Origin of the sequence: Acinetobacter sp. YH12205, assembly GCF_013418125.1 — a bacterium.
GTDB classification, from domain to species: domain Bacteria; phylum Pseudomonadota; class Gammaproteobacteria; order Pseudomonadales; family Moraxellaceae; genus Acinetobacter; species Acinetobacter towneri.
This window is the reverse complement of sequence record NZ_VPCQ01000007.1, coordinates 66770-80468: the sequence shown is the minus strand read 5'-3', so window position 1 is coordinate 80468 and position 13699 is coordinate 66770. Positions and strand designations below refer to the sequence as shown.

General features: G+C 39.2%; 12 protein-coding genes and 1 pseudogene. 5 read left to right on the top strand and 8 right to left on the bottom strand.

What is annotated here, in order from left to right:
- The first annotated feature begins 92 nt into the window (after window positions 1–92).
- Window positions 93–770, top strand: a pseudogene (locus FTU92_RS10645) (SOS response-associated peptidase family protein).
- Between the two features lie 54 nt (window positions 771–824).
- Here the strand turns inward: FTU92_RS10645 and FTU92_RS10640 are convergent.
- Window positions 825–1289 carry a MarR family winged helix-turn-helix transcriptional regulator gene (locus FTU92_RS10640; protein WP_004976754.1) on the bottom strand — a complete coding sequence of 155 codons (465 nt, stop codon included), beginning with the start codon at window positions 1287–1289 and terminating at the stop codon, window positions 825–827.
- 777 nt (window positions 1290–2066) lie between these two features.
- On the opposite strand from FTU92_RS10640, the gene FTU92_RS10635 reads away from it, so the two are divergent.
- A complete protein-coding gene (locus tag FTU92_RS10635) occupies window positions 2067–3590 on the top strand; it encodes a TerC family protein (RefSeq protein WP_004976753.1) in 1524 nt (507 codons plus the stop codon).
- 267 nt (window positions 3591–3857) lie between these two features.
- Here FTU92_RS10635 and FTU92_RS10630 read toward each other — a convergent pair whose 3' ends face one another.
- Window positions 3858–4718: an alpha/beta fold hydrolase gene (locus tag FTU92_RS10630; protein WP_104851904.1), complete on the bottom strand. Its 861-nt coding sequence runs from the start codon at window positions 4716–4718 to the stop codon at window positions 3858–3860.
- A 140-nt stretch (window positions 4719–4858) separates the two neighbouring features.
- On the opposite strand from FTU92_RS10630, the gene FTU92_RS10625 reads away from it, so the two are divergent.
- A complete protein-coding gene (locus tag FTU92_RS10625) occupies window positions 4859–5311 on the top strand; it encodes a hypothetical protein (protein ID WP_180096228.1) in 453 nt (150 codons plus the stop codon).
- A 173-nt stretch (window positions 5312–5484) separates the two neighbouring features.
- Here FTU92_RS10625 and FTU92_RS10620 read toward each other — a convergent pair whose 3' ends face one another.
- Window positions 5485–5721: a hypothetical protein gene (locus FTU92_RS10620; RefSeq protein WP_004976747.1), complete on the bottom strand. Its 237-nt coding sequence runs from the start codon at window positions 5719–5721 to the stop codon at window positions 5485–5487.
- Between the two features lie 572 nt (window positions 5722–6293).
- Window positions 6294–7586 carry a branched-chain amino acid transport system II carrier protein gene (gene brnQ, locus FTU92_RS10615; RefSeq protein WP_154320787.1) on the bottom strand — a complete coding sequence of 431 codons (1293 nt, stop codon included), beginning with the start codon at window positions 7584–7586 and terminating at the stop codon, window positions 6294–6296.
- 352 nt (window positions 7587–7938) lie between these two features.
- Between brnQ and map the strand changes: the two genes are divergently transcribed.
- Entirely contained in the window at window positions 7939–8733 is a 795-nt protein-coding gene (map, locus tag FTU92_RS10610; RefSeq protein ID WP_004976729.1) for a type I methionyl aminopeptidase, read from the top strand.
- A 223-nt stretch (window positions 8734–8956) separates the two neighbouring features.
- On the opposite strand, the gene FTU92_RS10605 is transcribed toward map, so the two are convergent.
- Both FTU92_RS10605 and FTU92_RS10600 read right to left on the bottom strand, forming a co-directional pair.
- On the bottom strand, window positions 8957–9856 hold the full coding sequence (locus FTU92_RS10605; RefSeq protein ID WP_180096226.1) for a LysR substrate-binding domain-containing protein: 900 nt from the start codon (window positions 9854–9856) through the stop codon (window positions 8957–8959).
- A 74-nt stretch (window positions 9857–9930) separates the two neighbouring features.
- Complete coding sequence (locus FTU92_RS10600) at window positions 9931–10359, bottom strand: HD domain-containing protein (RefSeq protein WP_004976725.1); 429 nt, start codon at window positions 10357–10359, stop codon at window positions 9931–9933.
- Window positions 10360–10479: 120 nt separating this feature from the next.
- On the opposite strand from FTU92_RS10600, the gene FTU92_RS10595 reads away from it, so the two are divergent.
- Window positions 10480–10809 (top strand): hypothetical protein, encoded by a 330-nt coding sequence (locus FTU92_RS10595; RefSeq protein WP_180096224.1) that lies wholly within the window; start codon window positions 10480–10482, stop codon window positions 10807–10809.
- 94 nt (window positions 10810–10903) lie between these two features.
- Here FTU92_RS10595 and glnG read toward each other — a convergent pair whose 3' ends face one another.
- Window positions 10904–12382, bottom strand: coding sequence for a nitrogen regulation protein NR(I) (gene glnG, locus FTU92_RS10590; protein ID WP_096901419.1), 1479 nt, complete (start codon window positions 12380–12382; stop codon window positions 10904–10906).
- Entirely contained in the window at window positions 12369–13478 is a 1110-nt protein-coding gene (glnL, locus tag FTU92_RS10585) for a nitrogen regulation protein NR(II) (protein ID WP_004976718.1), read from the bottom strand. The genes glnG and glnL overlap by 14 nt, the downstream gene beginning before the upstream one ends.
- Window positions 13479–13699: the final 221 nt, after the last annotated feature.

The window sequence follows — 13699 nt, the reverse complement described above, 5'->3', positions numbered from 1 at the left end:
TGTTTGAGTAAGAAGGAATGCGTGGGTGCGCACTTACTGTTCATGATCAAAACGCATAATATAGTGCGTGTGTCTAATCATCCAATTTGTATATGTGTGCCAATTTTAAACCAATAAGCATAGCGCAATTATCTGCATTAGGTCTGCCTGAAATTCCGTTTGAATATGCTGAAGAAGCGTATCCAAATTCGAGTGTGCCACTATTGTTTAAGTCTGAACAAGGTTTAGAGTGGCGCTCGGTGAATTTTGGCTTGATTCCCAAATGGGCGGAAGACAGAAGTATTGCGCAAAAAACCTATAATTGCCGTAACGAAACTTTATTAGAAAAACCAAGTTTTAGTGAAGCTGCTTATTAGTGTAAATTTGGCGCGATTGTTGTGTCAGAATTTTATGAATCCAAATATATAGACAGTAAACCGCAGCGTTGGGGTGTACGTCGTAAAGATGGACAGGCCTTTTTTATTGCAGCACTGTATGAAATTTGCCGTTTAAAGGATGGGCAAGGCACGGAAGAAATTGTCCGTTCTGCGAGTATGATTACCATGGACGCAATTGATCACGCGATGATGAAGGAATTTCATGAGCCTGGGCCAGTCAAACGTTCTGTTATTGTTATTCCACATGCACGTTTAGATGAATGGCTAAGTTTGAAAACACCGAACATACACAGCTTTGTGCAGGGCTTTCCTGTAGACGAGTTTGAGTGTTCACATGTACCAAAAGCAAAGATCGAAAAAGTAAGCCCCCAGCTCAATTTTTTCGATCTTTAAGTACATCTTGTGCTTATATAGGATAAGAACAGATGTGGAACAATAACGTGATGTTTAGCGTGCTAAATTATTAAAAATATGACGTAAACTTTCCATCATTTTTTCAATTTGTAGTGGAGTTAAACCATCAAATGACTGCTCTAAAACAACGCTAGTCAGATCATTAATTTTGTTGGTCATCTCATTACCTTTTTCAGTAAGCACGACACGAGTGATACGCGCATCATCATCACAAGAATAAGTTTCAACCAAACCTTCATCTTTTAAACGATAAACAATTTTAGTTGTAGTTGACATTTTTGACACCACCATGTCTGACAAATCAGACACACTCGCATGTGCTTTTGACCTTAATGCCAATAAAATACGACGGCGAGAATTATCTAAACCATACTTTTTAAGTGCCTGATCGACATTCTGTACATATTGAGCATGTACTTGTGTGACCCAATAATACGGAAATTGTTCAATATCATATTGGTCGGCGGATGGTAGAAATTTTGAATATTTCTTGGACATTGCATATTCCCTGCATTGTTTTAATTGTATTTTTGATATTTCACATTTTATGTGAAAACTCATGTGCTTAGCAAGATGCTTTCAGTGGCTAAAATTTGGTTGAAATCTGACGAAATATGATGAATCTCGATTTAGAAGCTGGCTTTGAAATGGCTATTTTTCCAAGCGCGTAGGCATTTGTTTAAGTTCAATCCATATTCATGTGTCATATCAATTAATCCTATAGAATTGTTTTAGTTTGGATTAGTAGTGAGTTATCTGGTTTTATAAGTTGAATTATCAATTTAACCATCAACTTAGGCTGCATTTTAGTTAAAAAAATACATTTGTACACTTGGCTTTTAGGTAAAAGTGCGGGTTATTGCGTTGAATTTTGCAAAAAAATTATAAGCTTTGGTCTAATCTTTTAACAATAGTTGTTTTTTATCAATATTTTAAGTTTAGATTAAAGTGTGGGTTGGCTTACAGTTGTAATCTATGACTAATGCGTCTAAAAATACATTACAATTCATTTGACATTTTTAATCCATTCTCACGGCTTTTGTTTGGCTGTCATCGCTCTAAAAAAATTAAGAATGTGAAAAATAAAGTAAAAACCATCTTATAGATCGTACTGTTTAGTTTTATTCAAAAAAATTAAAAATTTAATTACAAATGTTCAAGATTGTGCATAATTAAGCTATCTATTGCTAAAAAGGTTACTTTTATGGATCCGTCGCCGTGCGCAGGTCTACTTTATATTTCGATTTCTGCTAACTATCTCGGAGCTATGAACTAATGGAGTTTTTATTAGATCCGGGAATATGGGTTGGTTTAATTACACTTATTATTCTAGAAATCGTATTAGGTATTGATAACCTAGTCTTTATTGCAATTCTTGCAGAAAAATTACCCCCAGAACAGCGTGATAAAGCCCGTGTGATTGGCTTATCTTTAGCGTTGTTTATGCGTTTAGGATTGTTATTTGCAATCTCTTGGTTGGTTACTTTAACCGAACCGTTAATTACCTTATTTGAAAAAACCTTTTCAGGGCGTGACCTCATTCTCTTGGGTGGCGGTTTGTTCCTCGTCTATAAGGCGGTAGGAGAGTTGCATGAGAAGATGGAAGGCAAACCCGAAGTCAAAGTCACGACCAATGTGGTTTATGCAAGTTTTGCCGCAGTTGTAGCACAAATTGTTGTTCTAGATGCAGTTTTCTCTTTAGACTCAGTCATTACCGCAATTGGCATGGTCGACAACATCTATGTGATGATGGTTGCCATGGTGGTTGCAATGTTGGTGATGTTACTTGCATCTAAGCCATTAACTGCTTTTGTGAACCGTCATCCAACAGTGGTGATTTTGTGTTTAAGCTTCTTACTATTAATTGGTATCAGCTTGATTGCAGAAGGTTTTGGCTTCCATATCCCTAAAGGTTATATCTATTCGGGTATTGGTGTTGCGATTGCTATTGAAGCGTTTAACCAATTTGGTCAGCGCAATGTTGCAAAACATGAAGCAAAAATTCCGTTACGTCACCGTACTGCAGATTCAATTTTAAAATTGATGGGGGGGCGAGTTGAAACCAGTAGCCCTGATTTGCATAACGAAGCGCAAGAAGCGTTTGCAGATGAAGAACGCTACATGATTGGTGGTGTCTTGACCTTGGCAGAGCGTTCAGTCGCATCAATTATGACGCCACGTAGCCAAATTTCATGGGTCGATATTGAAGATTCACCTGAACAAATCCGCGAACAGATTCTATCTGTACCACACAGCTTATTCCCAGTGTGTCGTGGTAGTTTAGATAAAGTCATTAGTATTGTACGTGCCAAAGAGTTGTTAGATGTATTGGACGAAGAAGAAGAGCTTAAAGCTTTAATTAAACGTCAGCGTCCAATTTACATTTTTGAAAAAATGAAAGTGATTGATGCGATCAATACGTTACGTACCTCTAAAGGTTCTTTGGTTTTAGTCAGCGATGAGTTTGGTAATGTTCAAGGTTTGATTTCACCGCTTGATGTGTTTGAAGCGATTGCAGGTGAATTCCCTGATGCAGACGAACAGTTAGATTTGGTTAAAACCAATGAAAACGAATGGAAAGCAACAGGTATGCTGGATTTATACCAGCTTGAACTTGAACTGGGTATGATGGATCTGATTGAAGAAGATGCAGGCTACATTAGCGTTGCAGGTTTGATTTTAGATAAAACCCAAGGTGAAGTTCAGGTCGGCACGCAGTTGGATTATCAAGGTGTGCACTTTGAAGTGACAGAACTTGATGGTAACCGTATTAAAACTGTGATGATTCGCTTACGCTAATTACTAAGCTTTGAATTAAATCACTCAAAAAGCTCTACCGAAATGGTGGAGCTTTTTTATGGTGTAATAAAAAGATTGTGATGTTTCATCCTGAAAATGTGTATCAGCGATAAGTCTGGATTTTAAAAGCTGAACATGAAATGTGGCATGGAATAGAAAAAAAGAAACAACCAAACAGGATTACAAATTTGGTTGCTTAAACAGGGAAAAGAAAAAGCGAGAAACTAAAACAAATGTTTAATTTGTATGTGACTTCGCCACTAAAAATTAAACTGCCAATTGATTTTCAATCACATTCCATAAATTTCGATGTGACTTTTTAAACATCGCCATATGCCCAATGGCTTTATGCTGATAACGCTTTGGTTTAAGTTCAATCATATTAGTCGATGCATGGGGATAGAGACGGAGTAAATCTTTCACATTGGCTTCGGTGGCAATCTCATCATCCGAACTCCAAATAGCAGTAATCGGGCAACGAATTTTATCGTGATAATGCTGTGAAACTGTTTTGCCTATAGCATTGATGACATAGCCGGGTTTGCTGCAAAATTGTGCCCATTGTTGGGCCACATTTTTAGGTAGGTTTTCGCCCATGCCAATTGCATTGGTTGGGCCATAACCATGTGTGATTCTGGCAAGTGGAAAAATAACTTTAAACATCACAGGGGCAAGTAGGCGAGTACGACCTTTTAAACCTTTTGTGTGGCCTGTAGAGCCTGAAACAGCTACGACTTTTGCCACTTTATGATATTCAGGATTAATCCCCAGTAATTGTCCGCCTGCGCTGTGTCCCAATAAAACCACTTGTTCAGCTTGCGTTTTTTGCAGCAAAGTATTTACTGCTGCAGGAATATCTAACTGCCCCCAATCAACAATACTGGCTTCACATTGTTTCAATGGTTCGTGTAACGAATCACCAATACCACGAAAATCAAAACACAGCACAGCATAGCCTTGTTCATTTAGCCATGTGGCAAAAGCGTGATAAAAATTCTTGGTAATGCCTGTCGCGGGACAAATCAAGACGGGTAGACGCTGTGCTTGTGTATATTGATTTGGATAATAACGGGCAGCGAGGGCATAACCATCTGCACATATAATATTTAAGCTTTCAAATGTGCTCATAATGTTTTAAGGATGATGAGAATAAAGTTACTTTACACGAGTTCCAAAAAGAAACTTGTATTTATTCTGACTCTAAAGTCAAGCTTAGTAGTCTGCGAGTGTAGTTAAATAGCCACACGAAAAATAAAAGAGTGTTAAACATGGAAAGTTTATCTTTGGCAGTGCGCCTTGCGATTATTTTCAGTGGAATATTTTTGTGGGTGGGGATGATTACAGGCGTGTGGAAATATTGGCAAATTCGTGCTTCTGCCCAAGCGCGTGCTCATTATTATGTGGATATCGCACATCGCAGTAGTTTGTTATATGCACCTGCAAGTTTAATTTTAGCGGTCTTGGCTTATTTTTGTATTTGGGATGCCACTGTAATTTTAATTTGTGTGATTCTAAATTTAGTATTTTTTAGCTTTTCTATTCTGAGTTATATCTTGCATGGATTGCTTAAAGATACCACTAATCAATTTAAACAACCGCATCAAATTGCAGCATGGACATTGCCAAGTTGGTGCATGAGTTTGGCGATGCTGTTATTGATTGTGGCTGAATTGGGTGGGACTAGTGTGTTATTGCTTGGCGCAATCTATGGATTGTTGTAATTCTAATTGCTCAGTTTAATTTTTTCTTGGTAGCCCGTAGAAGATTTTGAGATTTTTGCTGTAGATCAGGAATGATGATTAGAATCTACTTTTTGAGTTTGGCGGCAGAGGAGTGATCCATCTGCCGCAAAGTGAAAGCGAAAAAGCTAAAATGAGTGGGTGCTAGGGTAAGATTAATGAACTTCTACGTTTTTATGTTCACGAAACTTTTGGTCAATGGATGTCCAAATCGCAAAGGCTATACATACCAATAAGGCATATAAAAAATAGGTTGGTTTCAAGTTGCCTTGAATTGAGCCTTGGAGCAATAGGGTCAGCATCAGTGCAAAAGTGGTGCTTAAAAAAGTAACTAGATTTTGGTTAGCCTTCAGAGCGTTAATGAAGACTTGCGTATTGAAATGTGAAAACATCTCCATCCCTCCTTGTTATAAATCACTAAAATCAGAGCATTTTAGTCAGATTGGTTTTATTGTTCTACCTTGTTTAGCAAACTATTTCAAGCCCTTATAGTCATATTTTGATAAAAAACATCATTTTCATATGAAATACTACTATTTGTTATCATTTATTTACAAAATAATAAAAAGTAGTGTGTTTTTTAAGCCATTTAAATACGATTTCAATCGTACTTGCATATTTTATGCCAGCTAATTTTGAGGGCGACTATACGACTTTAGCGTTAATTTGAGCTCTGCTTAAAATGGGTGAATGATTTATTTTGTTTTAGTTTTTTATTGAAAATATTTTAATTTCATTTGTTTATTTATACCAAATAATTATTTGGGTTGCTATTATCATGACTGATAAATTGCCTTAAAAAGAGGCAGTTTTAGCACAAGAAACAATAAGTGCGGGTTTGGGTAAAACCTGACAATTATTGTCTAACTTAAATTCGTATTTGGATAAAACACGACTTTAATACAATACAGCTCGAAAATAGAGCATGACTTGAAAAAATAGCCGAGCTCGAAGTCCGTACTGGCTATTTTTTCATTCGATCATGAATTGTAGCGAATACAAAAATCAGTAATGCAGGAATCAACCAAGCGAGGTTTTGTTCACTCAGGGGAAAATTGGTCAGTGTGGTTGGCAAGAATCTAGCTAAGTCTGCGGCCTTCATTGCATCAATGATGCCAAAGAGCAATGCAACTGCGGCAGTAGGTGCAATCACGCGGGTTGGAATACGGAATAATCCCCAGAAAAAGCTGAGTAGAATGACCACAATTGCAGGTGGATAAATCGCGCTTAAAATAGGCACTGAAACTGCAATGAGTTTGGTGAGTCCAAGATTGGAAATAACAAAGGCAAAGCCCACTAAAATAAATACCCAACGGCGATAATGAATTTTAGTAATTTGCTCAAAATATCCAGCACATGCGCATGTCAGTCCAATTGCCGTAACCATGCAGGCAATAAAAATCATTGCAGCTAAAAATACCGAGCCAAATCCGCCAAAAGCATGTTGCACATAGGCATGTAAAATGACTGCACCATTACTGGCATTGGCGGCAACATCGTGACTGCCCATCCCCAGTTTAAATAGGCTTAGATAAACTAAAGTTAAACCGATCCCTGAAATTAAACTTGCCCATACCGCATAGCGGGTGATGAGTTTTTTATCAGTTACGCCACGTGAACGAATCGCATTAATAATCACAATCCCGAATACCAATGCACCTAAGGTATCCATAGTGAGATAACCGTTAATAAAGCCTTCAGATACAGGACTGTTCACATAATTGTGAATGGCAGGTGAAATTGTACCTGTCGGAATAATAAATGCAGTGATGCCTAAAATTAGTAATGACAGAATTTTAAGCGGGGAAAGTACATAGCCCACTGTATCTAAAATTTTGTGTGGATACAGTGAAACTAACATCACCAAGGCAAAATAGATGGCGCTATAAATGAATAAGGTGCTCGCGGAATCGCCAAAATAGGCAGAGAAACCAATTTCATAAGATACGGTAGCGGTACGTGGTGTGGCGAAAAGCGGGCCAACCGCTAAATAACAGACGACTGTTAAAATTAAGCTCGCGATTTTGCCTAAAGGCGAACTTAAAATTTGTATAGAACCTTCGACACGTGACAACGCCATAATGGTAATCACGGGTAAGCCAACTGCGGTAATGAGAAAACCGAGCGCAGCAAGCCAGACGTGTTCGCCCGCTTGTTGTGCCACGATAGGTGGGAAAATAATATTACCTGCACCAATAAATAGCGCAAAGGTCATAAAACCCAAGGCAATAATATCCCGTGTGCGTAAATTCGTCATGGGAGAGAAAAGTAAGATATAAACAAAAGAAAGCGATTTTAGTAGATCGAGCTATGATTTTATAATTTATTTTATAGGTCGTATGAATATTTTTTATGATATGTGTTTGTAGGCTATTTTAATCTTCAATATAAAAATTAGATAACTTGCTGTTTGTCAGATGTATTTTTGAAAAATGCTGATCCCAAATAATAGAGTTGGCTTATCTCGTGTGGGTTTGGGATGGTATTTTAAATGCTCAGTTCTTAAACAAAACTGTTAGTCGTTTGAAGATGGATACTTGTTTGGCAGCTTGAGCTGATTTTACAAGCTGAAAGGGCTATAATCTCAGGCTTCAGGTTAGGAGTTCATCATGCGCGCCCTTAAAGTCAGCATTAAATCAGAGCAAGATATTGAGAAATTACGCATTTCGGGGCGTTTGGCTGCTCAGGTGTTGCAGATGATTGGTGAGCATGTCAAACCTGGAGTCACGACAGAATACTTAGATGATTTGTGTCACGATTATATTGTAAATACCTTAAAAGTCATTCCTGCCAATGTGGGCTATCACGGTTATACCAAAACCACCTGTATTTCACCCAATGAAGTGGTCTGTCATGGTATTCCATCATCCAAAACCATTTTAAAAGATGGCGACATTATTAATATTGATGTGGCAGTGATTAAAGATGGTTTTTATGGTGATACCAGTCGTATGTACTATGTGGGTCAGGTGAAACCAGAAGCGAAAAAACTGGTCGATACCACTTATGAGGCGATGCGCGCAGGGATTCATGCGGTGAAACCGGGCGCGACTTTGGGCGATATTGGCTATGCCATTCAAAGTGTGGCGCATCGTGAAGGGTTTAGCATTGTGCGTGAATATTGCGGACATGGTATTGGGCAGGTGTATCACGAACAACCAAGTGTGCTGCATTATGGTCAGCCTGGACAAGGCTTGGTGCTTAAAAAAGGCATGGTATTTACCATTGAGCCAATGGTGAATGCGGGCAAAGCGCGTGTGAAAGAACTGAAAGATGGCTGGACGGTGGTGACGACAGATAAATCACTTTCTGCACAATGGGAACACATGGTTGCTGTGACTGATACAGGCTTTGAAGTGTTATCGCCGTGGCCAGAAGGTACGGGGAGTTATCCTGAAATTTAATGCACGAATGCTTTCAGGTTAAGACTGATAGATAAAACATCTTAGACTTTAGTTTTAAACTATTTGTTAAAAAATGAACAATCGCTATAATTGAAGTCAAAGATACTTGCTGTAGTTTCTTTGTTTTAGCTTTCTTATTTTAGATTGTAGTTTTCAAAGCTTATCTGTCTTAGATAAGCTTTTTTTTTGCTGTTTCGTATCTGAAATCAAAAGATCCTATGTGCTAACGAATGGTTAGCTTTTCGACCAAATAGTCGATAAATACACGTACAGCAGGTAATAAACCACGGCGTGATGGATAGACGGCATGGAAAATACCATGCGGTGCGTGCCAGTCGGGTAAAACACGAACCAATTCACCCGATGCAACATAATCTTCAACAATCGTGTCAGGCAACAACACAATGCCACAATTTTGTCGTGCCAATTGCGCTAGCATCATTAAATCTGAACCCATGACTGTAGGGTTGACCTTAATTTTTTTCGGTTGCTGTTGTTGATCATGCACAACCATGTATTGATCTAAATGCTCATCCGACATGCTTAAAATTTTATGATGACTTAAATCTTCAGGTTTTTTCAAATCGCCAAATTCATTCAAATAAGCCTGACTGGCAAATAGATGTTGTTCGATGTTGCTGAATTTGCGAATCACCAAACTTGGATCATCATCTAAATTTGAGCGGACACGCAGGGCAATGTCGATCCCTTCGTTGACGATATCGACACGACGGTTGCTGACAATTAGCTGTACTTTAATTTCAGGGTAGGCTTTCAAAAACTCAGGCAAGATTTTGGCAATTTCATTTTGTGCAATTGAAACAGGTAAGCTGACTTTAATTACACCACGCGGTTGAATACTTAGGTGATCGACCAAGTCGTGCGCGGCTTGGGCAGCATTCATCATTACTTGCGCATGCCGATACACATTCATACCAATTTCTGTGACCGCAAAATGACGTGAGCTGCGCTGAATTAAACGCACACCTAAGCGTTCTTCTAGGTTGTGTACGCGTCGGCTAAGTTTGGATTTTGGAATATCGGTGGCGCGTTCTGCTGCACTAAATCCACCATGTTCGACCACTTGGGCAAAACAAGAAAAATCATCCAAATCTGTAAGCATGACTAAATTCCATTTATGCAACAATACTTAAATTAAAGTGGCATCGTTGCATGTTGTCAATCTTTAATTGTGCTTTATTGCTGTGCTTTTTGCAGAATCTCTAAAACTTGTCGGTATTCTTCTAAACGGGCTAAATCACGTGCTGTAGGATTGGGAATCCGCGTTAAATTCATGTTGTCTTGCACATCTGCAATTTTTACAGCACAGGCAAGCGGGTTTTGTGCAGTACGCATAGCCGCTTGAACACGAGTTTCATGCGGCAGTTTGGTGAGCGCCTGAATTGCTTGAATAATATGCGTTTGAAATCCTAAATTTTGCAGGTCTTGTGCTGTGGTGTGGGTATCTTCAAGAATGTCGTGCAGTACAGCGACAATTTGCTGATCGGGCTGTTGTAATTGCAACATTACACGTAAGGGATGCAAAATATAAGGCTGACCGCCTTTATCTAGCTGCCCTGTATGTTGTTGTACTGCAAGTGTAATTGCATTTTCTAGAGTTGCCATAAGTATAATTAAAAAAATTTCTATAATTATAAGCCGTGCTTAGCGCAAAATATAGAAATTGCTTGTTATGATGCAAACAGATTTTATGTTTATCTATTTTACTATTGGTGATGCTGCTCTATGCCATATCAACTCATTGAACTGAATACGCCTGCGACTGAAAATTTGCTTTGCCCACATTGCCAACATGCTGTTATTGATTGGACAGAAGAACAATATATTCAGCCTTGCGAGCATACTTTGTTTGTCGCAATGGATTTGGGTTTTGAATATGCCTCAGATGTATTTGAACAAACCATGCCACGCAGTGTCGATGAAATTCATGCACATGATGATCAGTTGGATATGTGGCAAGAACTGACTTCAAGTCGTTATCCGCAATATTTGATTTATAAAACGGATTTAGGCGTGCAAGGTTTATCTCGCTATGTTGGATTTACCGCGGCTTAATTGCACTTAACTTAGAGAGTCTAAGATATAAAAATAGGGAAATTCAAAAGCTGAATTTCCCTATATTTTGATGGATTAGATATTTTTTCTGCGTTTAGCTCTCCATATCTTCTTCTATTTCATCATCGGCACTGTCCATTCCTAATTCTTTGAGTTTTCGCGTCAAAGTATTACGTCCCCAACCCAATAATTCAGCGGCATGACGTTTACGTCCACGGGTTTGTTGCAGTGCAGCATTAATTAAGGTGCGTTCAAACATTGGAATGGCGATATCCAGAAGTTTCATCTCGCCATTTTTTAACTTTTGTACTGCCCATTGCCCAAGTAATTCATCCCAATGCTGCATAGATACCCGATCTGCCACATGAAGCGCAGAATGTTCGGCTAATTTTTCAATTGGAATTTGCTTGAGTTCGGTTGGTAAATCTTCAGGATAGACCTCACGTCCTGTAATCATCACGGTAAGCCAGCGACAAGTGTTTTCCAATTGGCGCACGTTACCTTGCCACGGCAATTGCTGCATATATTCGACTGTTTCAGGACGCAATATTTTTGGACTCACGCCTAATTCTTTGCCTGCACGTGCCAAAAAGTGCTGTGCCAACATTGGAATATCTTCACTGCGATGCGCCAGTTTAGGAATATGAATCCGAATGACGTTCAGGCGATGATATAAGTCTTCACGGAAGCGTCCATCTTGTACCAGTTTTTCCAAATCCTGATGTGTTGCTGCGACAATCCGTACATCCACTTTGACAGGAATATGTCCACCAACCCGATAAAATTCACCATCTGCCAAGACGCGCAATAAGCGGGTTTGGGTTTCAAAAGGCATATCACCAATTTCATCTAAAAACAAGGTGCCGCCGTTGGCTTGTTCAAAGCGTCCCTGACGTTGTGTATTGGCACCTGTAAATGCACCTTTTTCATGTCCAAAAAGTTCGGTTTCAATCAAATCTTTCGGAATGGCTGCCATATTCAGCGCAATAAATGGTTTGCTGCTACGCGGTGAGTGGCGATGCAGTGCATGCGCCACCAACTCTTTGCCTGTACCTGATTCACCATTAATGAGCACAGTAATGTGTGATTGCGATAAACGACCAATCGCACGAAACACTTCCTGCATGGCAGGCGATTCACCAATAATTTCTGTCGATTGAATTGGCTGCACTGTCGATTTTGCAGATTCTTGCTGTTGTAGTTTGGTGATATGCAAAATTGCACGATTGACTAAAGCAAGTGCTTCATCAATATCAAAAGGCTTGGGTAGGTATTCAAATGCACCTGTTTGATAGCTAGATACTGCCGATTCTAAATCGGAGTGCGCAGTCATAATAATCACAGGCAAGTCGGGATAACTGACTTTGACTTTGCCAAGAAAAGTTAAACCATCAATTCCAGGCATGCGAATATCGGTCAAAATTACATCGGGTGCATCTTGGTTTAACTCATCTAGTGCAGACTGTGCTTCTTCAAAACTGGTGACTTCAAAACCTTCTTCTCTAAAAGTTTTTTCCAGTACCCAGCGCATTGCACGGTCATCATCAATCACCCAAATTTTATTTCGCGACATGACTCGCCTCCCAAGGTAAATATAAGCTAAATATTGTTTTTCCTGGAATGGATTGGCATTCAATCATTCCGTTATGTTGATGCATAATATTTTGTGCGATGCTCAAACCAAGTCCTGTACCGTTTGCGCGTCCAGTCACCAATGGATAAAACACGGATTCTAAAATGTCTTCAGGTACGCCTGGGCCGTTATCTTCAATATCAACACGTACGGTAGAACGATTCAGCACACCATTAATGGTAACCAAGCGTTGAATACGAGTTCTTAAAATCAATTCAGGTCGATGCTCGGTAAAGAAATCGGGATGTTCGGTCATGGCTTGTACTGCATTGGCGCAAATATTCAGCATGACTTGAATCAATTGATCGCGGTCTGCCATGACTTCAGGTAAAGAAAGGTCATAATCACGGATAATATTTATTTTGTTTTTAGTTTGATTGACGATCAGGCTGCGCACCCGTTCTAAAGGTTCGTGAATATTGACCAGTTCATAGCTTGGTAGTTGGCGTGAGCCGAGCATGGTATCGGCCAAGTTTCTTAAACGATCTACCTCGCTAATAATAATGTCGGTAAATTCATCATATTTCGGGTCATTTAAACTTCGTGCTAACAGTTGTGTCGCACCACGAATTCCTGCAAGCGGGTTTTTAATTTCATGTGCCACACCACGAATCAGCTGACGTGCGACTTGATGCTGTTGAATAAAGTTTTCTTCTTTGGAAATTTTGAGCATCCGATCAATCGGATTCAATTCAATCAGCAAAAGAGGATGATAAGGCTTGCCTGCATTTAACTGTGATGCAGTGTAATCGACATGAATATCTTTAAAATTGACATTAATGGTCGCTTCACGGCGGGTGTAGGGTTGACCAGTTTTGATGGTATTCAGGAAAGCCTCTTGCGTATTGAACTCATCATCAGGCATGTGCAGCAAATTTAAAACGGGTTGCCCCGAAGCGCGAATTAAACTGATATCAAACAATGCTTCACAAGACGAGTTTAAATAAAAAATATTCAGGTCACGATCAACCAGTAAAATTGCGGTGCTGAGGTTATCCACCAAAAGACGATAGTCAATGCTCTGGGTCTGATCCATTCGTGAATGCTTCCTGTATGAAATATTGTGCAAGGGCATTGTCATGTGTCAGCCATGTTCCAAATTTGGATCGAATTGAGGCGAATTAAGCAAAATGCACGCCAACTTTTCGTTTTTAGTGCATTTATCACTGAAGAATCGGAAAAATGCGCAGGAACTGGACTGAATTTTCAAGATATAACGGATAACAGAAACACTGTAAATAAAAAATGCATTAAAAT

What these genes read in the sequence shown, in the direction of transcription:
- FTU92_RS10640 (WP_004976754.1), bottom strand. Translation starts at nt 1,289, where the DNA reads ATGTCCAAGAAATATTCAAAATTTCTACCATCCGCCGACCAATATGAT.
- FTU92_RS10635 (WP_004976753.1), top strand. Translation starts at nt 2,067, where the DNA reads ATGGAGTTTTTATTAGATCCGGGAATATGGGTTGGTTTAATTACACTT.
- FTU92_RS10630 (WP_104851904.1), bottom strand. Translation starts at nt 4,718, where the DNA reads ATGAGCACATTTGAAAGCTTAAATATTATATGTGCAGATGGTTATGCC.
- FTU92_RS10625 (WP_180096228.1), top strand. Translation starts at nt 4,859, where the DNA reads ATGGAAAGTTTATCTTTGGCAGTGCGCCTTGCGATTATTTTCAGTGGA.
- FTU92_RS10620 (WP_004976747.1), bottom strand. Translation starts at nt 5,721, where the DNA reads ATGTTTTCACATTTCAATACGCAAGTCTTCATTAACGCTCTGAAGGCT.
- brnQ (WP_154320787.1), bottom strand. Translation starts at nt 7,586, where the DNA reads ATGACGAATTTACGCACACGGGATATTATTGCCTTGGGTTTTATGACC.
- map (WP_004976729.1), top strand. Translation starts at nt 7,939, where the DNA reads ATGCGCGCCCTTAAAGTCAGCATTAAATCAGAGCAAGATATTGAGAAA.
- FTU92_RS10605 (WP_180096226.1), bottom strand. Translation starts at nt 9,856, where the DNA reads ATGCTTACAGATTTGGATGATTTTTCTTGTTTTGCCCAAGTGGTCGAA.
- FTU92_RS10600 (WP_004976725.1), bottom strand. Translation starts at nt 10,359, where the DNA reads ATGGCAACTCTAGAAAATGCAATTACACTTGCAGTACAACAACATACA.
- FTU92_RS10595 (WP_180096224.1), top strand. Translation starts at nt 10,480, where the DNA reads ATGCCATATCAACTCATTGAACTGAATACGCCTGCGACTGAAAATTTG.
- glnG (WP_096901419.1), bottom strand. Translation starts at nt 12,382, where the DNA reads ATGTCGCGAAATAAAATTTGGGTGATTGATGATGACCGTGCAATGCGC.
- glnL (WP_004976718.1), bottom strand. Translation starts at nt 13,478, where the DNA reads ATGGATCAGACCCAGAGCATTGACTATCGTCTTTTGGTGGATAACCTC.